This is a genomic window from Pseudoxanthomonas japonensis (assembly GCF_010093445.1).
GTDB classification, from domain to species: Bacteria; Pseudomonadota; Gammaproteobacteria; order Xanthomonadales; family Xanthomonadaceae; genus Pseudoxanthomonas_A; species Pseudoxanthomonas_A japonensis.
The window spans coordinates 95,818-114,215 of record NZ_PDWW01000009.1 but is presented as its reverse complement, the minus strand read 5'-3'; the positions used below and the strand labels follow the sequence as shown (position 1 = coordinate 114,215).

Sequence of the window (18,398 nt, the reverse complement as noted above, 5' to 3'; positions counted from 1 at the left end):
GCAAGGGAGTGGGGGGCTGCGGGGTCATGTCGACGGGCTCTCCGGCGTCGGGGGCATCCGCCGCATCCTCGGGAGCAGCATCCTCCACCCAGCGGCGCCAATGGTGGGCCGGTGGTGTTTCGGCGCGCAGGCGCGAGCGTGAGGGCTCATCCTGCGGGCGGGATGTGGAATCGATGGCGGACATCAGGCTTCCCCAAGCTGAGCCCCATTATGCGATGAAGTTCACGGCCGAGGCAGGCTTCATGATCCCCGATGCACCGGTCCCTGTCACGGGCCGGAGGTCGGGGGTGGCGCATCCGCGAGTGGCGCCGCCTGCAGCAGGCGCTTCAGGCCGCGCGACACCTTGCGCCACACCCACCACACGGCGACCGCGATCAGCACCGAGGCCCCGATCACCAGGAACAACGCAATCCAGGGGTGCGCGAAGGCCAGGGCCAGACCGCCGACCACCACGGCATCCTCGGTGATCGAGGCGGCCCAGTTGCTCACCGGCTCGGGCGACGTGTTCATCAGGGCACGGGAGCCGCTCTTCAGCACATGACTGGTCAGGGCGACGCCCGCCCCGGCGGCCAGCACGCCGCCGCTCAACTGGCCGTCGGGCGATAGGGTGGCGGCTGCCAGGAAGGCGCCCGCCGGCACGCGAGCCAGTGTCTGCAGCAGGTCCCAGCCGGAATCCACGCCCGGGATCTTGTCGGCGAAGAACTCGGTCAGCGCCAGCGCGCCGGAGGTACCCAGCACCCACCAGGATTCGGTGGCCTGCAGCGCGGGCGGCAGATCGAGCCAGCCCAGGGCGCCGGCCAGCCCCACCCCGAAGACGGTGAGGTAGACCCGGATCCCGGCCATCCATGCCAACAGGATCCCAATTACGAAAAGATGCGCTTCGGACATCCCGGCCACTCCCGTTAGACTCAAGGGCTCGCGCCACTGCGGCGAGTATAGGGGTCCCGTCTGGCTGCCGGCTGAGCGCCGCCTGCCGCCTGTCCGTCATGTCAGCGCCTGTTCCCTCCCGCTTCCGGATCGTGCCGCGCGACGTGGCCGTCCGCCGCCGAGGTGCCTCGTTGCTGCTCGCCCTGGCATGGGTGGTCGCAATGGGAGCCACATGGTGGACGGCCACCTACACGGCGGCGCCCAGGCTGGCGAGGGCCGCCGCGGCGCTGGCGAAAGCCGAGCGCGACATCAAGGCGGTGCAGTCCGAATTGAATTCCCTGCGCCAGCGTGAATCCACGCTCGCGCGGTCCGACCAGATCAGCCGTGCCGCCAACGCCGAGGTGCAGGAAGCCCTGGCCGAACGGGACGAGGAGATCGCGGCACTGCGGGCCGATGTCGCCTTCTACGAGCGGCTGGTCGGATCGACCAGCCAGCGCAAGGGCTTGACCGTTCACGTGGCCGAGTTCGCCCCCGAGGACGGCGGCACCTGGCGCTACCAGATCATGCTGACGCAGACGATGAACCGCGGCGCGGTCAGTGAAGGCCAGATGCGCTTCACCGTCGAGGGCGTGCGCGGCGGCAAGCTGGCGGCCGTGCAGTGGGACGAACTGCACCAGCAGCGCAGCGCGCCGGGACAGGCCTATTCCTTCCGTTATTTCCAGCAGTTGGACGGCAACGTGATGCTGCCGCCGGGGTTCACGCCGCAACGCGTCAAGGTGACGCTGCACGGCGACGACGCGGCGGTGGAGCAGGCCTTCGACTGGAAGACCGCAACTGCCGCAGGAGGCAAGTGAGATGTTCAAGACCAAGCCCATCCGCCCCGACGTGGGTGCCATCGACACCCTGATCGGCCCGCAGGTGACCATCCGCGGCGATGTCGTGTTCAGCGGCGGCCTCTACGTGGAAGGTCATATCCAGGGGAAGGTGATCGCCGAAGCCGGCGGGCGCGCCGTGCTGACGCTGGCCGAACAGGGCAGCATCGAGGGCGAGATCCAGGCGCCGGTGGTGGTGATCAACGGGCGCATGGTCGGCGACGTGCACGCGCTGGAGCGCATCGAACTGGCCACCAAGGCGCGCGTGCAGGGCAACCTGCACTACAAGGTCGTGGAGATGAGCGCGGGCGCGCAACTGACCGGTCGCCTGGTGCACGCCGATGCCCTGGCCGCCGAGCACGCCACGCATGACGCCGGCCCGGTGCCGGAAGCCTGGGCGGCCGCCGACGCCTGATCGGCTCATTCAGAGCCGGCTGGGAACCGCCGCGCTATCCTGCGGCAATGAACGCCAGGCCGCTCCCGCCGACCGTGCCGCCGCCCCGCTTCAGGAGGGGGCCGGTCATCGCCGCCGTGGCACTGGCCCTGGTCGTCGTGGCCGGTGGATGGGCCGTGTGGCGCTCGATGGCCGGCAGCACGGGCGAAGGACCTACGCCCGCCCAACTGCGCGGCCAGCAGGAGCGCATCGAATCGCTGGAACAGCAGGTCGCCACGCTGTCGCGCTCCGACCAGATCAGCCGCGACGCCAACCGCGACCTGCAGGCCACGCTGTCCGAACGCGACGAGGAAATCGCCGGCTTGCGCGCCGACGTCGCCTTCTACGAGCGGTTCGTCGGCGCCACCGCGCAGCGTCGCGGCCTGTCCGTGCACGAACTGACCCTGCAGCCGCAGGACGAGCAGGCGTGGCACTTCACCGCCACCCTCACCCAGAACCTCAATCGCGGCGCGGTGAATGCCGGTCGCCTGCTGGTGTCGGTCGAAGGCACGGAAGCCGGCAAGCTGCGTCGCCTGGCCTGGGCCGACCTGCGGCAACAGCCGAATGCGCCCGGGGTGCCCTATTCGTTCAAGTATTTCCAGCAGGTCGAGGGCGACCTGTTGCTGCCGCCGGGGTTCAAGCCGGTCCGGGTGATCGCCCGCCTGGTGCCGCAGAGCGGCCCCGCCGTGGAACAGTCGTTCCCGTGGACGCAGGCGGCCGCGAAGGAGGGCGCGGGTGCCGGCGCCGGCACGCCCTGACCTTGAACTGCCTTCCCCCAGCCCTCATCCTTTCCGCATGACCACCGTCGTTTCCCTGCCCACCGCGGCGGCCGCGCCCGACTACCAGTCCATCGACCGACCGCTGAACTTCACGCCGGCTGCGGCTGCGAAGGTGCGCGAGCTGATCCAGGAAGAAGGCAGCGACGGCCTGGCGCTGCGCGTCTACATCCAGGGCGGCGGCTGCTCGGGCTTCCAGTACGGCTTCGAGTTCGACGAGAACCGCGCCGAGGACGACGTCGCCGTCGACACCGATGGTGTGTCGTTGCTGGTCGATCCGCTGAGCCTGCAGTACCTGATGGGGGCGGAAGTGGACTACAGCGAAAGCCTGCAGGGCGCGCAGTTCGTCATCCGCAATCCGAACGCGAAGACGACCTGCGGCTGCGGCAGCAGTTTCAGCATGTGAATCCCGGCCTGCCGCGTTCCGTGACAGGTCACGCCTCTCTTCCTGGGCCTCTTTCCGGCTTCGCCTTCGCGGGCGATACGCTGGATCGTGCCGATGCGCTGCGCGACGACGCGGAGGCGCTGGCGCGCCTGTGGCCGTCCGCGCGCGTGATGATTCTCGACGAGGAAGGACGTGCGCTCGCGCAGGCGGACGGCACGTTGCTCGCGTTCGAGGGCGCTTCGCTCGGTGGCGGTCCCGGGGCGAGTCTTTTCCTGGGGCGTCGTGACGACGTGGCCTGGTTCGCCGCGCATGCCCGTCACCACGCCGTCCAGGCACCGGCGTGGCTCGATCTTCGCCGTGCCGCCGCGACATGGCCTTCGTTCGAGTCCGGTGTGTTCGCGATGGCCCGGGCGCTGCTGCACTGGCAGTCGTCCACCCGCTTCTGCAGCGTCTGCGGCGGCGACATCACCTTCCGCCGTGCGGGCTACACCGCGCATTGCACGCAGTGCGGCAAGGACCACTATCCGCGGGTCGATCCTGCCGTGATCGTCGCCGTCAGCGATGGCGAGCGCCTGTTGCTGGGACGCCAGGCATCGTGGCCGCCGCGACGCTACTCGGTGGTCGCCGGGTTCGTGGAGCCCGGCGAAACGCTGGAGCAGACCGTCGTGCGCGAAGTGCAGGAAGAGACGCAGGTGCGCGTGCGCAGTTGCCGCTATCTCGGCGCGCAGCCGTGGCCGTTCCCGGGTGCGCTGATGCTGGGATTCTGTGCCGATGCCGAGCCGGATGTTCCCCAGGTCGACGGCGAACTGGAGGATGCCCGCTGGTTCACCTTTGAGGAGATCGACGCGGCGCTCGCACGCGAGGGCAGCGACGACGGCGAAGGTCTGCTGCTGTCGCCCTCGATCTCGATCGCACGCGCATTGATCGAACACTGGCACGCCGGCATGCGCGCGCGCAGCGCGTGTCCGCCGGCGGAGACCGGGCGTTAACGCGCGCCCGCGCTAGAATCCGGTATCCGGAGGAGCCGCATGTCGATCACGCTCGTTGCCGTCGTGCTTGCGCTGGTGCTCGGCCATGTCGCGCCTTCGCTGGTCGCGTCGTTCCGCCAATACGGCTGGTACGACGCCTGGATGCACTGGCTGGGCGAATCGGCGCGCGATGGCGGCTTCTGGAAGGAGCGCTACGGCATCGCATTGGCGCTGGTGCCGGTCCTGCTGGTCGTCGCGCTGTTGCAGTGGTCGCTCGATGGCCCGGTGTACGGTCTCGCGGGCCTGTTGTTCGACATCGCGGTTCTGGTCTATGCGTGGGGACCGCGCGATCTCGATGTGGATGTCGAAGCCGTCATCGATGCGCACGACACGACAACGCGTCGTGCCGCCATCGCGCGGCTCGGGCTTACCGGCGAAACCGCGGCGCTGGACGGTCCTGCCCTGGTCGGGGCCGTGTTCACCCATGCATTGCGGCGATGGTTCGGCGTGCTGTTCTGGTTCCTGCTGCTGGGACCGGTCGGCGCGATCCTCTACCGGCTGGCGGTGCACAGCGCCGCGGCGACGGCGCTGCCCGAGCGCAACCGTGCGGGGGCCCGCGCGCTGCGGACCGCACTGGAATGGCCGGTCGCGCAATTGATGACGCTGGCGATGGCGCTGGTCGGCAACTTCGACACGGTGTTCTCCACCTGGCGCGACGCCGGTGGCGCGCGCTTCCGGCTGGACACGGGATTCCTGGCCCAGGCGGCACGCGCCAGCGTGCGCGCCGAACTGGCGGAGGAAGCCGAGGAATATGCGGAAGAAGGCATGGTGCAGGCCATGCGGGAACTGCCCGAGCTGCGCGATGCGATGAGCCTGGTCTGGCGCATCCTGCTGCTGTGGCTCGCCGTGCTGGCGCTGTTCGTGATCGGGGGCTGGGTCAGCTGATCCGTCGCCGGGCGCGAGGTCGCCGCTGCCGCGGCGCGGAAGCGGGGATCAGGGTGGCGCCAGCAGCGTGAACGGAAACCACGGCAGGTTCCGCGCGATCCAGTAGGCCGGCAACAGGACCAGCCAGAACGTCGGCGCCAGCAGGACGCGCATCAGGGGTTCCAGCACGCGCGGCTGCCAGCCTTGGCTGTGGGCCACCATCAGCGGGATCACCGGCAACAGCAGCACGCCCAGCGGGTTCATCGCGAACGCCCGCGGCAGGTCGCCGTGCACCAGCGCGTGCAAGGCGCGCGTGAGCCCGCAACCCACGCAGAGGTAACCGGTCAGCGCCCGGAACATGCAGCCGGGGAACGGGCTGTCCGCCGCGTTGGGATCGAAGTTCAGCAGCAGCCAGACGCCGACGGCGGCCACCAGGGCCGCCGCCGTCAACGCAAGGTAATGCAGGGGACGCAGTGCGATCACTGCATCTGCTGCATCTGCTGCATCATCTCCATGTACTGCTCCATGCCGCCGGTGGCCAGCATGACGATATTGAGCAGCAGGCCGATGATGGCGAACGCGGTGGCTACCCAGCACCAGGTCTTGGCGTTGGCGGACGAGCGACGCGCACCTTCCAGGTCGCCCTGGTTGAGCTTGGTGTTCACCTGCGCCGAGAACACGATCGCCACGATGCCGATCAGGCCGAGCGGACAGCACAGGCAGGTCGCGAGCACCGTGGACACGATGGCCCAGGCAAGATGGTTGGGGACACTGCCGGGTGCGGCGGATGACGGCGGCATGGGAGGTACGGCGCTCATGCAGGCTTTCCTTGTACAGGGATGGAGGGGCGTGCGAGTCGGCGTGCATGCCGCTCAGGCCGCCCAATAGTGCCAGACCTGTGCGAAAAATGAACCACGGCACCGCCATTCGCCGCATGCCTGCACGTCAACCTCCCTCGGAAGCGAGGACGACGCCCGGTCATCTCACGCAGCATCGCCTCGCAGCGACCGGACCCTGGCTTCCAGCTGATCCGCGTCCACGGTCGCGCCGTCCATCGGCTCGCCCGCCATGACCTCGATGTGGGCGCGGAACCGTCGCGGCACCCGCATGCGGCCGAGCCGCGTATCGCGCCGACTCCACATGCTGGCCCACATGCCCTTCAATGCCATCGGCACCACCGGGACCGGACGCCGTTCCAGGATCTTCTCCACGCCGGACTTGAAGGCGGCGATCTCACCGTCCTTCGTCAACGCACCTTCCGGGAAGATGCCGACGATCTCGCCCGCCGCCAGCGCCGCGTCGATCTCTTCGAATGCGCGGCGCATCAGCTCCGGATCCTCTTTGGCGCCGGCGATCGGGATCGCCTTGGCGGTGCGGAAGATCCAGCTCATCACCGGGATCTGGAAGATCCTGTAGTACATGACGAAGCGCACCGGCCGCGGGATCGTCGCCGACAGGATCAGCGCGTCCATGTAGCTGACGTGGTTGCAGACGATCAGTGCCGGTCCTTCGTCGGGCACGTGCTTCTCGATGCCGTGCAGGCGCAAGCGGTACAGGGCGCGCACCAGCAGCCAGCTGAGGAAGCGCATCAGGAATTCGGGCACGATCGTGAAGATCCAGATCGCGACCACGGCATTGGCGATGGCCAGCGCGAGGAAGATCTGCGGTCCGCTCCACCCCAGTGCATGCAGCGCCAGGCCGACCAGCGCGGCCAGCACGATGAAGCCGGAGTTCTGGATGTTGAGCGCGGCGAACACGCGCGCCATCTGCGAATTGGGCGTGCGGCTCTGGATCAGCGCGAACAGCGGCACCACGAAGATGCCGGCGAACATGCCGATGCCGACGAGGTCGATCATGATGCGCAGGCTGCCGGCCTGGCGGACGAAGTCGCCCACGCTGAGCCCGGTGACCGGCGCGATACCCGGCCGCGCGAAGTACAGATCCAGCAGGAACGCCGTCATGCCGAACGCGCCCACCGGCACCAGGCCGATCTCGACCGTGCGGCCCGACAGCCGTTCGCACAGCAGCGAGCCCACACCGGTGCCGATGGAGAACAGCGCCAGCGCGAACACGTACAGCGTCGACGAGCCGTCCACCGCTCCGAGGTGCAGCTTGGCGTACGCCGGCAGTTGCGAAGTCAGCAGCGTGCCGAAGAACCAGAACCACGACACGCCGAGGATCGCGTTGCGTACGGCCAGTTGCTGCTTGGCCATGCGCAGCACGGCAAGCGATTCCGGGATCGGGTTCCAGCGGATCACCAGGTCCGGCGCCCCGGCATCCATGCGCGGGATGAGGCGCGACATCACGTTGCCCAGCACCGCCAGCAGCACGATGGCGACCGCGGCGGCCTGCGGCCCGTACGCGCCCGCCACCTGGAAGATCATGCCGCCGGCGATCATGCCGCACAGGATCGAGATCGACGTGCCCATCTCGACCAGCCCGTTGCCGCCGGTCAGTTCCTCCGGCTTGAGGATCGAGGGCAGCACCGAATACTTCACCGGTCCGAACAGCGTGGACTGCACGCCGGTGCAGAACAGCGCGACCAGCAGCAGCGGCATGTTCTGCAGCAGGAAGCCGACCGCGGCCAGCGACATGATCACGATTTCCATCGTCGTGGTGATGACGATCAGCCGGTGTTTCTCCAGCTTCTCGGCGAACTGCCCGGCGATGGCGGAGAACAGGAAGTACGGCAGGATGAAGATCGCCGGCGCCAGCGTGGCGTACAGCGAGAGCTGGTCGTCGCTGGCGCCCAGGAAGAACAGCAGCGCGATGATCGCCTGCCGGTAGACGTTGTCGTTGAAGGCGCCCAGCGCCTGGACGGTGAAATACGGCAGGAACCGCCGTTGTGTCAGCAGCGAAAACTGGCTGTGGCTGGACATGCGCCCTCCGTGGGTTGCGCGCAGCCTAGCAAATCGCGATGGCGGTGCCAGCCGTCGCGCCCGACAGTGTTCCGTCGATGGCGTTGATGGACCTGTGGCGCAGGCGGATAGTGGCCGCCCCACGTCGTCCGGTCCTTGCCTCATGAGTCGCCTGTTCTCGCCCCTCTCGCTGGGGCCGTTGCCGTTGTCCAACCGCATCGTCATCGCGCCCATGTGCCAGTACTCCGCCGACGAAGGTCGTGCGACCGACTGGCACGCCTTCCACTGGCCGAACCTGGCCCAGTCCGGTGCTGCGCTTGCGATCATCGAAGCCACCGCGGTCGAGCCGCGGGGGCGCATCAGCTGGGCGGACCTTGGCCTGTGGGACGACACGACGGAAGCCGCCTTCGCCCGCGCGCTGGCGGCGGCACGCAGGTACTCGACGATGCCGATCGGCGTGCAGCTGGCGCATGCGGGACGCAAGGCATCCACGCACCGCCCGTGGGAGCATCACGGCGCACAGATAGCACCCGACGCGCCGCAGGGATGGCAGACGGTATCGGCGTCGTCGTTGCCCTATGCCGAGGGGCAGCATCCGCCGGGCTCGTTGGACCAGGCGGGCATCGACGCGATCATCGCCGCCTTCGCCGACAGTGCGCGTCGCGCTGTGCGACTCGGGCTGGACCTGATCGAGATCCATGCCGCCCACGGCTACCTGCTGCACCAGTTCCTGTCGCCGCTGAGCAACCGGCGCGACGACGCCTACGGCGGCGCGCTGGAAAATCGCATGCGCCTGGTGTTGCAGGTGTTCGATGCGATCAAGGCCGTGGTGCCGGCGTCGATGGCGGTCGGGGTCCGCATTTCCGCGACCGACTGGGTCGACGGCGGCTGGGATCTTGCGCAGAGCATCGCACTGGCGAAGGCGCTGGATGCGCGTGGCAGCCACTTCATCCATGTGTCGAGCGGCGGCCTGCATCCGGCGCAGAAGATCGCGCTGGGGCCTGGCTACCAGGTGCCCTTCGCAGCGGCGATCAAGCGTGAAGTCGCGATGCCGGTGATCGCGGTCGGCCTGATCACGGAGCCGCAACAGGCGGAAGACATCCTGCTGCAGGCGCAGGCCGATGCCATCGCCATCGCGCGCGCCGTTCTCTACGATCCGCGTTGGCCGTGGCACGCGGCGGCGGCCCTGGGCGAGACGATCGCCATCGCGCCGCAGTACCTGCGCAGCGCACCGCGGGAGGTCGCTGCGAGCTTCGTGCAGGCGACGTAACGGATCAGCCGTTCGTGCGTTCGCGCGCGATCGCACGCCAGCCGATGTCGGTGCGGTGGAACTCGTGGGTCCAGCGCACCTTGTCCACGCCGGCATAGGCGTGTCGTTGTGCATCGGAGACCGATTCGCCCAGTGCGGCCACGCACAGCACGCGTCCGCCCGCGCTGACCACGCGACCCTCCGCGTCCAGCGCGGTGCCGGCATGGAATATCTTCGCCGTCGCCGGCACCTCGTCCAGGCCGGCGATGGCATCGCCGGTCACCGGCGTTTCGGGATACGGCGCGGCTGCCATCACCACGCCCAGCGATGGACGCGGATCCCACTGCGCTTCGGTCGTGGCAAGACGTCCATCGATGGCGGCCTCGACCAGATCGACCAGGTCGGACTGCAGGCGCAGCATCACCGGCTGCGTTTCCGGATCGCCGAAGCGCACGTTGAATTCGATGACCTTCGGGGCGCCGTGGGCGTCGATCATCAGGCCCGCATACAGGAAGCCGGTGAACGGCACGCCGTCGGCGATCATGCCCTGCACGGTCGGATTGACGACCTCGCGCATCACGCGCGCATGCACCTCGGGCGTCACTACCGGCGCGGGCGAGTACGCGCCCATGCCGCCGGTGTTCGGACCGGTATCGCCATCGCCGACGCGCTTGTGGTCCTGGCTGGTCGCCATCGGCAGCGCGGTCGTGCCGTCGACCATCGAGATGAAGCTGGCTTCCTCGCCGTCGAGGAATTCCTCGATCACCACGCGCGCGCCCGCATCGCCGAACGCGTTGCCCGACAGCATGTCGCGCACGGCGTCCTCGGCTTCCTGCAAGGTCATCGCCACGATCACGCCCTTGCCGGCGGCCAGGCCATCGGCCTTGACGACGATCGGCGCGCCCTTCTCGCGGATATAGGCGAGCGCGGCGTCCACCTCGGTGTGCACCGCGTAGAACGCGGTCGGGATGCCGTGGCGTGCAAGGAAATCCTTGGCGAATGCCTTGCTGCCTTCCAGCTGGGCAGCGGCCGCGGTGGGGCCGAAGATGCGCTGGCCGTCCGCGCGGAAGCGATCCACCACGCCCGCCACCAGCGGCACCTCGGGACCGACCACGGTCAGGCCGATGCCTTCGGATCGCACCAGCGCCAGCAGGCCGTCGATGTCGGTGACCTTGATGGCGACGTTGCGGCACTTCGCTTCCGTCGCGGTGCCGGCGTTGCCGGGCGCCACGATCACCTCGTCCACGCGCGGCGACTGCGCCAGCTTCCACGCCAGCGCGTGCTCGCGACCGCCGGAACCGATGACCAGGACTTTCAAGGGGCGTTCCTCATGGCTGCGCCGACGGCTCGGCAGGCGGATTCGCGCAGTCGCGCGCAGGGAGTTCGACGTCGAAGAACAGCGCGTCGTCGCGGTCCACGAAGCGGCGCGCGAGCACCGCGTCGGTATCGAGCAGTGGTGCGATCTCGGGGAGGCCGCACAGGTCGTGCAGCGCTATCTGCTCGCTTTCCTTCAATGCATCGAAGCCGGGCGCCTCGCGCGTCTTCGCCGCGTCGCCCGCCGGGCTGCGGACGGTCAGCACCAGGCGCTGGCCATCGACGGCGACCGATTCGGTCACCAGGTCCTCGAAGTAGGGCGCCGGCAGCGTGGCCGCGATCTTCGTGCGCGCCTCATCGAGCCGCCCACGCGTGTCCGTGCAGCCGCCCAGCACGAGCAGCGCGACCGACGGGATGGCGATGGAGAACGCGTTGCGCAGGCGGTTCATGGCGGACTCGTACTCCCGGGCAATGGGCTGCGATGCGTCAGTGGCGGAAATGGCGGACGCCGGTGAAGACCATGGCGATGCCGTGCTCGTCCGCAGCCGCGACGACCTCGCTGTCGCGCATCGAGCCGCCCGGCTGGATCACCGCCTTGATGCCGGCGGCGGCCGCGGCGTCGATGCCGTCGCGGAACGGGAAGAAGGCATCGCTCGCCATCACCGAGCCCTCGACCACCAGGTTGGCATCGGCGGCCTTGATGCCGGCGATGCGCGCCGAATACACGCGGCTCATCTGGCCGGCGCCGACGCCGATGGTGCGGTGATCCTTTGCATAGACGATGGCGTTCGACTTGACGAACTTCGCCACTTTCCACGCGAACAGCAGGTCGGTGAACTGCGCGTCGGTCGGGGCGAGCTTCGTCACCACCTTCAACTCATCGCGCGTGACCACGCGGTCGTCGGCGGTCTGCAGCAGCAGGCCGGAGCCGATGCGCTTGGTGTCGATGAAGCCCGGCGACACGGGCGCCATCGGGATCTGCAGCACGCGCACGTTGGCTTTCTTCTTCGCGTAGTCGAGCGCGCCTTCCTCGTAGTCGGGCGCGATCAGCACTTCGACGAACTGGCGGTCGAGGATGACCTTCGCCGTTGCCGCATCCAGCGTGCGGTTGAACGCGATGATGCCGCCGAACGCGCTGGTCGGATCGGTCGCGTACGCGAGTTCATAGGCATCGCCGCAGGCCACGCCGACGGCCACGCCGCACGGGTTGGCGTGCTTGACGATCACGCAGGCCGGCGCGTCGAACTGGCGCACGCATTCCCATGCCGCGTCGCTGTCGGCGATGTTGTTGTAGCTCAGTTCCTTGCCTTGCAGCTGCTGGAACGTGGCCAGCGAGCCGGGCGCGGGGTACAGGTCGCGGTAGAACGCGGCCTGCTGGTGCGGGTTCTCGCCGTAGCGCAGGTCCATGACCTTGACGAAGCTGCCGTTCGCCTGCGCGGAGAACGCGCTGCGCACGGGCACGTCGGACGAGGTGTCGGTGACGGCGGACAGGTAGTTGCTGATCGCGGCGTCGTACTGCGCCACGCGGTTGAACGCGGCGACCGACAGCGCGAAGCGCGTCTTCGCCGACAGCGCGCCGTCGTTGGCGTCCAGCTCGGCCACCAGTCCCGCGTACTGCGAGGGGGCGGTGGCGACCGCGACGCGGGCGAAGTTCTTCGCCGCCGAGCGCAGCATCGCGGGCCCGCCGATGTCAATGTTCTCGACCGCGTCCGCCAGCGTGCAGTCGGCCTTCGCGGTGACGGACTCGAACGGATACAGGTTCAGCACCAGCAGGTCGATGGCGCCGATGCCGTGCTCGGCCATCACCGCGTCGTCCGTGCCGGCGCGACCCAGCAGACCGCCATGTACCTTGGGATGCAGCGTCTTGACGCGCCCGTCCATCATTTCGGGGAAACCGGTGACGTCGGCGACATCGCGCACGGCGAGGCCGGCGTCACGCAATGTCTTCGCCGTGCCGCCGGTGGACAGCAGTTCGACGCCGCGGGCAGCGAGGGCGCGGGCCAGCTCGAGCAGGCCGGTCTTGTCGGAAACGGACAGCAGCGCCCGGCGCACGGGCTGGAAATCGACGGTCATGGGAGAGGCGTGGCGAAGCGGGGCGCGAATTATAGCGCGGCGCAGCAACGCGACCGCGGGCCTCAGGCCAGCCCGTAATCCTTGAGCTTCTTGCGGAGCGTGGCGCGGTGGATGCCGAGCAGGGCCGCTGCGCGGCTCTGGTTGCCTTCGCAATGGTTCAGCACTTCCACGAACAGCGGGATTTCCATCTCGCGCAGCACGATCTCGTAGACATCGTCCGCATCGCAACCGTCCAGGTCGCGCAGGTAACGCCGCACCGACTGGGCAACGTGCTCGCGCAGCGGCGGGCGCGACGCGGTGCGTGGCGTGTCCTGGCGTGTCGTGGCAGCGTTCAATCGGATCCCCTGGGTGCTACGGATTCAGAAGCCCGCCTTGTGCTTGTGGGTATTCGGCGGGGGGAGGAGTCTAGCGCCTGATCGTGGCGTGCGCATCCGCTTTTTGATGAATCCGCGGGGCTTAACGAAAGTCGAAGGAAAACGCGACGACGCTGGCGCTGGGTTCGCGGATGCGCACGGCCATCTGTGCGCTCTGCCCGGGTTCGATGGTGGCGAGCAGCTGGTCCTCGGGCAGGTAGTCGACCGGTTGCAGCGCCCGCGCGCCGAGGGTTCGGCCGTCGGCATCCTTCAATGTCAGCAGGATCACCGGCCACGCCTGCGGCCAGCGGGCTTCATTGCGGAACGTGGCCTGCGCCTGCAGCGTGCCGGGCGCATCGGGCAGCGGACGTACGTCGCGGCTGAGCATGGTGAACGCGGCGGGCTCGCGCCACGTCGGTACGTCGCAGCGGAAGACGGCGCACAAACCCAGCACGACGGGACGCCAGCCGGCCTGTGTCGCGAGCCGGGCACGATCCGCGACCACCACCTGGATGCACAGCAGCAACGACAACGCCGCCGCGACCACCCATTGAAGCCGCACGCGGCGCGTATGCACCGGCGTGGTGCGCGCACGCTGCAGGAAGCGAGGCCCCGTTGTCTTGCGGGCGAGGAGCGGTGGGGACGCGGCCGCCTCAACGGAGGCAGGCGTCATGACATCGGGCGACGGCGTGTCGCTTGTCGCTGCGGCGGCGTCGGGCACGATCTCCTCCGCCGGTGCGGCATGCTCCTCCGCGGTATCGGCAGGCGCGGAGAGAGCGGGTACTTCCGATGGTGAGGCGTGCGATGCATCGACCTGCCCGTCGATGGCCAGCGTTGCGGCAGGAACCGACGCCGCCGGTGGCGGTGCGGCGTGCAGTAGCGTGGCCAGGCTGGGCGCCGGCGCCGGCGCGTCGTCAGCCGTCGACAGGGGCTTGCCGCAGCGCGGGCAGTCGGCAGGCGCTGCATCCGACCGCGGGTCGCGGCTGACAAGGAACTGGCAGTGCGGGCAGGCGGTGAACATGGCGGCTATTCAACCACGCTCGCCGACAGGCGTGTTGTGACGGGGCGGGGCGATCATCGCGTCAGCGTCGCACGCCGTTGATGCGCATCCAGTCGCCGTCCTGCGTGGCCGAGAGGTGGTCGAACCACGTCGCGTAGCGGACGAGCAGATCGCCTTCCTGTCCCTTGAGGATGCCGGACAGGGCGATGCGGCCGCCCGGCGCGACGCGTGCGGCGAGGGTGTCGGCGAGCGCGTCGAGCGCGGACGCGAGGATGTTCGCCACCACCACCGGATACGTCGCCACCGGTTCGTCGTCGGGCAGGTAGACGCTGAAGTCCGCGCCCACCTCGTTGCGTTGCGCATTGTCCGCACTGGCCAGCAGGGCCTGCGGATCGTTGTCGACGCCGATGGCATGGGCCGCACCCAGTTTCAGTGCGGCCAGCGCGAGGATGCCCGACCCGCAGCCGAAGTCGAGCACGCGCTGTCCCTGCAGCCGCCCCTCGTCCGCGAGCGCGTCGAGCCAGCGCAGGCACAGGGCGGTGGTGGGATGCGTGCCTGAGCCAAACGCCAAGCCGGGGTCGAGCCGCACGATCGCCGCGTCCTCGCCCGCTTCATCGGGGACCTCGTGATTCCACGGCACGATGAAGGTGCGCGCGCCGAAGCGCATCGGCGTGAACTGGTCCAGCCATGCGCGTTCCCAGTCCTCGTCCTCGACCTTGCGGAAGCCGACCTGCGTCCAGTCCAGCCCGGGATCGAACGCTTCCAGTGCAGCCAGCAGCGTCAGCGCATCGGCGTCGGCATCGAACAGCGCGGTCAGCACCAGCGCCTTCCACAGCGGCGTCTCGCCGACGCCCGGCTCGAGGATCGCGCGTTCGTTGCCGGTGTCGGCATCGGCATCCAGCAGCGTGACCGACAGCGCGCCCACGTCGTCCAGCGCGTTCTCGTAGCGCGGCTGCTCGGCTTCGGTGCAGCGCAAGGAGAGTTCGAGGTAAGGCATGAGGGGCCGGATGAAGATGAACGGGCGAGGATTGTCTCACGCACGCCACCGCGGGTCGGCGACGAAAGGACGTGGCCGGGGCGTCAACGCGCACGCATTGCATTGAAAGGCCGGCGGGGCGCCGGGATAATGACCGCATGCCCCGCAAGCTGCTGCTGCCGATGATGCTGGTGGGCCTGCTGGGGGCGCTGGCGTGGATACCGCTGCGCCAGGCGGGCTGGCTGCCGCATGCGCCGGTGCCGGCCATCGAAGCCGGCGTCGAGTCGGGCCTCGCGTTTTCTCCTTCTTCATCCGTGCGGCCGCAGCTGCGCCCGATGGCGGTGCGGACGGTGCCCGCGCTGTCGCCGCTGCGGCGTGCATTCGAAGACAGCGCCGACCTGTTCGCCTATTCGCGCGAACTGATGGCGCTTGCCGCCGCCGGCGATGCCGATGCGATGTGGCTGTTGAGCCTGGTGCAGGATCACTGCGCCGGGTTCGCGGCCGATCCCATTGGCTATGCCCAGGACACGCGTGTCATCGCAGGGCTGGGCCTGTCCAACGGCCGGGCCATGCTGTCCGCGCGCCAGCGCATCCAGCAGCGCTGTGCGCGTTTCGTGCCGCAGGATGGCTTCTCGCTGCCCACGCTCATCACGCAGCGCATGCAGGCCGCGCGCGCCGGCAGTCTCGCGGCCGAGGCTTCGCTGCTCGCGATGGACCAGCCGCTGCAAGATGGCGACGACTACCGGCGCGACCTGGTGCAGCGCGTACTCGATTCGGGCGATCCCTTCGCGTATCTCGCCATCGCGCCCGCGATGGGCACGATCGGGAGCGGGCGGCGGGACACGCTGGGCGAGGTGTCGGGCAGCGACCTGAGCGAGATCGCATGGCGCATCGCGTCATGCCAACTGGGCATGGATTGCAGCCCCGACGGTTCGATGATGACGAGCTACTGCGTGAACGGCGGTATCTGCTCGCAGGACGAATCGCAGGATTTCACCACCTTCGCACGGGACGCCGGTGTCCCGCGCCAGGGTGCGGACAACGTGGACGAGATGGTGGGCACCTTGCTGGCCCGCCCGGGAGTGGACGGATGAAATACAAGCGCACGCGGCCGGGAGTGAATCTCCTGGTCTGGGGACTGGTGGTGGTGGCCTATGCCGCCGCGGCCGCCACGATCGTCATCGAAACGCGCGACCCCGGCTTCCGGGACCTCTCGCGGATCGGGCACATGACCATCCACGCGCCGGACGATGCACGCCGCCTTGGTGCCTCGCAGGTCGCCGCGCTCTACCGCGCGCGCAGCGGCACGCCGTTCTCGACGCTGTCCCCCGGCAGCACGATCAAGGTCGTGTGGCCTGACGGCTCGTCGGAAGTGGTGAGGATCACCGATCCTTCCTCGCCGCTCGGCGCGACACCGGTGCCGGGTACGCAGCAGGCGCCGGAGTGACGACGGCGTAAGCGTTACCGCTCGAAAAGCGAGGGCCGGGATGTCGCCATCCCGGCCCTTCTTTTTTTGCATGATGCGAAGGCTTCAGACCAGCGAGATCGCCTTGTTCTTGCGTTCGGCGAGGCGCTTTTCCAGGTAGTGGATGTTCTGGCCGCCGGCCTGGAAGCCCTGGTCGCGCATGATGCGCTGCTGCAAGGGGATATTCGTCTTGATGCCGTCGATGACCATCTCGCTCAGCGCCACGCGCATGCGGGCGATGGCGGTCTCGCGGTCCGGCCCGTGCACGATGAGCTTGGCGATCATCGAGTCGTAGTTCGGCGGCACGCGATAGCCTTCGTAGATGTGCGTATCGACGCGCACGCCGGGACCACCCGGCGGATGGAAGTGCTGGATCAGGCCCGGGTGCGGCATGAAGGTGTCCGGGTCTTCCGCGTTGATGCGGCACTCGATGGCGTGGCCACGCAGCACGATGTCGCTCTGCTTGATGGTGAGCTTCTGGCCGGCGGCGATGCGCAGCTGTTCGCAGACCAGGTCGATGCCGGTGATGCGCTCGGTCACCGGATGTTCCACCTGGATGCGGGTATTCATCTCGATGAAGTAGAAGCGGCCATCCTCGAACAGGAATTCGAACGTGCCCGCGCCTCGATAGCCGATGCGGATGCAGGCTTCCACGCAGACCTTGCCGATCTCGTTGCGCAGTTCCTCGGTGATGCCGGGGGCCGGCGCTTCTTCCACCACCTTCTGGTGGCGGCGCTGCATCGAGCAGTCGCGCTCGCCCAGGTGGATGGCGTTGCCCTGGCCGTCGGCGAGCACCTGGATCTCCACGTGGCGCGGATTCTCCAGGAACTTCTCCATGTAGACCTCGCCGTTGCCGAACGCCGCCTTGGCCTCCGACTTGGTGGTCTCGATGGCGGCTTTCAGCGCGCCTTCGACATGCACCACGCGCATGCCGCGGCCGCCGCCACCGCCCGCGGCCTTGATGATGACCGGGTAGCCGATCTCGCGCGCGATCTTGGTGTTGGCGACGATGTCGTCGCCCAGCGGACCGCCGCTGCCCGGGACGCACGGCACGCCGGCGGCCTGCATGGCGCGGATCGCTTCGACCTTGTCGCCCATCATGCGGATGGTGTCCGCCTTCGGGCCGATGAAGATGAAGCCGGACTGCTCCACGCGCTCGGCGAAGTCCGCGTTCTCCGACAGGAAGCCGTAGCCGGGATGGATGGCCTGCGCGTCGGTCACCTCGGCCGCGGCAATGATCGCCGGGATGTTGAGGTAACTGTCCTTGGAGGCGGCCGGGCCGATGCAGACCGATTCGTCGGCCATGGCCACGTGCTTGAGGTTGCGGTCGACGGTGGAATGCACCGCGACCGTACGGATGCCGAGGGTGTGGCAGGCGCGCAGGATGCGCAGCGCGATCTCACCCCGGTTGGCGATAACGACTTTGTCGAGCATGGTTTAGGGCCGGCAATTGGGAGTGGGGAATCGGGAATGGAGAGTGCGATGCATCGTCATTCTCTGCGGTTATCCAGTGACTTCATCAATGCTGTCAGACGCGCGAAAATAGTGTCGATCAAGCGATCAGTCTCGATGGTCGTGGCCTGGGCGTAGCCGAGCCGTCGCGCGATCTGTAGCTGCGTGCTTGCCTCCGATAGGGAGCCGCGTGCGATCGACAGGAAGCGCAGGTATTCCGCCGTGGAGCGACGTGCCGCGCCTTCCGCGATGTTGGAAGGGATGCTTATCGCGGCGCGGCGCAACTGCGGCGTCAGGCCGAATCGTTCGGAGCGCGGGAATCCGTCGGAGAGCCGGTAGATCATTTCAACCAGGTCCATGGAGTCGCGCCACACATCGAGCCGTTCGTGCGGCCGCTTTGGCGATTCCCCATTCTCCATTCCCGATTCCCGAG

The 18,398-nt window shown here is 68.5% G+C and carries 22 protein-coding genes; 9 read left to right on the top strand and 13 right to left on the bottom strand.

The features are described from left to right. Together CSC78_RS19010 and CSC78_RS08850 are read right to left on the bottom strand one after the other, a co-directional pair. The coding region (locus CSC78_RS19010; protein WP_238391211.1) for a hypothetical protein at positions 1-184 on the bottom strand (184 nt) is incomplete at its 3' end. Between the two features lie 83 nt (positions 185-267). Continuing rightward, positions 268-888, bottom strand: coding sequence for a DUF4126 domain-containing protein (locus tag CSC78_RS08850; RefSeq protein ID WP_162337543.1), 621 nt, complete (start codon positions 886-888; stop codon positions 268-270). 98 nt (positions 889-986) lie between these two features. Between CSC78_RS08850 and CSC78_RS08845 the strand changes: the two genes are divergently transcribed. The 6 genes from CSC78_RS08845 (at position 987) to CSC78_RS08820 (ending at position 5,246) form a co-directional block, all read left to right on the top strand. Continuing rightward, entirely contained in the window at positions 987-1,721 is a 735-nt protein-coding gene (locus tag CSC78_RS08845; protein WP_162337542.1) for a DUF6776 family protein, read from the top strand. A 1-nt stretch (position 1,722) separates the two neighbouring features. Continuing rightward, a complete protein-coding gene (locus CSC78_RS08840) occupies positions 1,723-2,154 on the top strand; it encodes a bactofilin family protein (protein ID WP_162337541.1) in 432 nt (143 codons plus the stop codon). Between the two features lie 116 nt (positions 2,155-2,270). Then, positions 2,271-2,930 carry a DUF6776 family protein gene (locus CSC78_RS08835; protein WP_202924149.1) on the top strand — a complete coding sequence of 220 codons (660 nt, stop codon included), beginning with the start codon at positions 2,271-2,273 and terminating at the stop codon, positions 2,928-2,930. A gap of 37 nt (positions 2,931-2,967) precedes the next feature. Next, on the top strand, positions 2,968-3,354 hold the full coding sequence (erpA, locus tag CSC78_RS08830) for an iron-sulfur cluster insertion protein ErpA (RefSeq protein WP_162337540.1): 387 nt from the start codon (positions 2,968-2,970) through the stop codon (positions 3,352-3,354). A 20-nt stretch (positions 3,355-3,374) separates the two neighbouring features. Next, entirely contained in the window at positions 3,375-4,322 is a 948-nt protein-coding gene (nudC, locus tag CSC78_RS08825) for an NAD(+) diphosphatase (RefSeq protein WP_162337539.1), read from the top strand. Between the two features lie 39 nt (positions 4,323-4,361). Then, complete coding sequence (locus tag CSC78_RS08820; protein ID WP_162337538.1) at positions 4,362-5,246, top strand: hypothetical protein; 885 nt, start codon at positions 4,362-4,364, stop codon at positions 5,244-5,246. A gap of 48 nt (positions 5,247-5,294) precedes the next feature. Here CSC78_RS08820 and CSC78_RS08815 read toward each other — a convergent pair whose 3' ends face one another. The 3 genes from CSC78_RS08815 to CSC78_RS08805 all read right to left on the bottom strand — a co-directional run bounded on the left by CSC78_RS08815 (position 5,295) and on the right by CSC78_RS08805 (position 8,104). After that, on the bottom strand, positions 5,295-5,705 hold the full coding sequence (locus CSC78_RS08815; protein ID WP_162337554.1) for a DUF2752 domain-containing protein: 411 nt from the start codon (positions 5,703-5,705) through the stop codon (positions 5,295-5,297). Continuing rightward, positions 5,705-6,043, bottom strand: coding sequence for a CD225/dispanin family protein (locus CSC78_RS08810; RefSeq protein WP_162337537.1), 339 nt, complete (start codon positions 6,041-6,043; stop codon positions 5,705-5,707). Before CSC78_RS08810 ends, CSC78_RS08815 begins: the two co-directional genes overlap by 1 nt. Before the next feature lie 165 nt (positions 6,044-6,208). Further along, on the bottom strand, positions 6,209-8,104 hold the full coding sequence (locus CSC78_RS08805; RefSeq protein ID WP_162337536.1) for an MFS transporter: 1,896 nt from the start codon (positions 8,102-8,104) through the stop codon (positions 6,209-6,211). A 142-nt stretch (positions 8,105-8,246) separates the two neighbouring features. Between CSC78_RS08805 and CSC78_RS08800 the strand changes: the two genes are divergently transcribed. Then, on the top strand, positions 8,247-9,353 hold the full coding sequence (locus CSC78_RS08800; protein ID WP_162337535.1) for an NADH:flavin oxidoreductase/NADH oxidase: 1,107 nt from the start codon (positions 8,247-8,249) through the stop codon (positions 9,351-9,353). Between the two features lie 4 nt (positions 9,354-9,357). Here the strand turns inward: CSC78_RS08800 and purD are convergent, their stop codons facing one another. From purD to prmA, 6 genes are all read right to left on the bottom strand, one after another. After that, on the bottom strand, positions 9,358-10,650 hold the full coding sequence (gene purD, locus CSC78_RS08795; RefSeq protein WP_162337534.1) for a phosphoribosylamine--glycine ligase: 1,293 nt from the start codon (positions 10,648-10,650) through the stop codon (positions 9,358-9,360). Between the two features lie 10 nt (positions 10,651-10,660). Continuing rightward, entirely contained in the window at positions 10,661-11,095 is a 435-nt protein-coding gene (locus CSC78_RS08790) for a hypothetical protein (RefSeq protein WP_162337533.1), read from the bottom strand. A 37-nt stretch (positions 11,096-11,132) separates the two neighbouring features. Further along, positions 11,133-12,719 (bottom strand): bifunctional phosphoribosylaminoimidazolecarboxamide formyltransferase/IMP cyclohydrolase, encoded by a 1,587-nt coding sequence (gene purH, locus CSC78_RS08785; protein WP_162337532.1) that lies wholly within the window; start codon positions 12,717-12,719, stop codon positions 11,133-11,135. 62 nt (positions 12,720-12,781) lie between these two features. After that, entirely contained in the window at positions 12,782-13,054 is a 273-nt protein-coding gene (gene fis, locus CSC78_RS08780) for a DNA-binding transcriptional regulator Fis (RefSeq protein ID WP_162337531.1), read from the bottom strand. A 121-nt stretch (positions 13,055-13,175) separates the two neighbouring features. Next, positions 13,176-14,093: a DUF3426 domain-containing protein gene (locus tag CSC78_RS08775; RefSeq protein ID WP_162337530.1), complete on the bottom strand. Its 918-nt coding sequence runs from the start codon at positions 14,091-14,093 to the stop codon at positions 13,176-13,178. A gap of 61 nt (positions 14,094-14,154) precedes the next feature. After that, positions 14,155-15,069, bottom strand: a complete 915-nt coding sequence (prmA, locus tag CSC78_RS08770) for a 50S ribosomal protein L11 methyltransferase (RefSeq protein WP_162337529.1) — start codon at positions 15,067-15,069, stop codon at positions 14,155-14,157. A gap of 137 nt (positions 15,070-15,206) precedes the next feature. Here prmA and CSC78_RS08765 point away from each other — a divergent pair, with 137 nt between their 5' ends. Then, positions 15,207-16,142 carry a hypothetical protein gene (locus tag CSC78_RS08765; RefSeq protein WP_238391210.1) on the top strand — a complete coding sequence of 312 codons (936 nt, stop codon included), beginning with the start codon at positions 15,207-15,209 and terminating at the stop codon, positions 16,140-16,142. Beyond that, positions 16,139-16,495, top strand: a complete 357-nt coding sequence (locus tag CSC78_RS08760) for a hypothetical protein (RefSeq protein ID WP_162337528.1) — start codon at positions 16,139-16,141, stop codon at positions 16,493-16,495. Before CSC78_RS08765 ends, CSC78_RS08760 begins: the two co-directional genes overlap by 4 nt. An 84-nt stretch (positions 16,496-16,579) precedes the next feature. On the opposite strand, the gene accC is transcribed toward CSC78_RS08760, so the two are convergent. Both accC and CSC78_RS08750 read right to left on the bottom strand, forming a co-directional pair. Beyond that, positions 16,580-17,947 carry an acetyl-CoA carboxylase biotin carboxylase subunit gene (gene accC / locus CSC78_RS08755; RefSeq protein WP_162337527.1) on the bottom strand — a complete coding sequence of 456 codons (1,368 nt, stop codon included), beginning with the start codon at positions 17,945-17,947 and terminating at the stop codon, positions 16,580-16,582. A 56-nt stretch (positions 17,948-18,003) separates the two neighbouring features. After that, positions 18,004-18,384 (bottom strand): four helix bundle protein, encoded by a 381-nt coding sequence (locus CSC78_RS08750; protein WP_162337526.1) that lies wholly within the window; start codon positions 18,382-18,384, stop codon positions 18,004-18,006. Positions 18,385-18,398 lie beyond the last annotated feature (14 nt).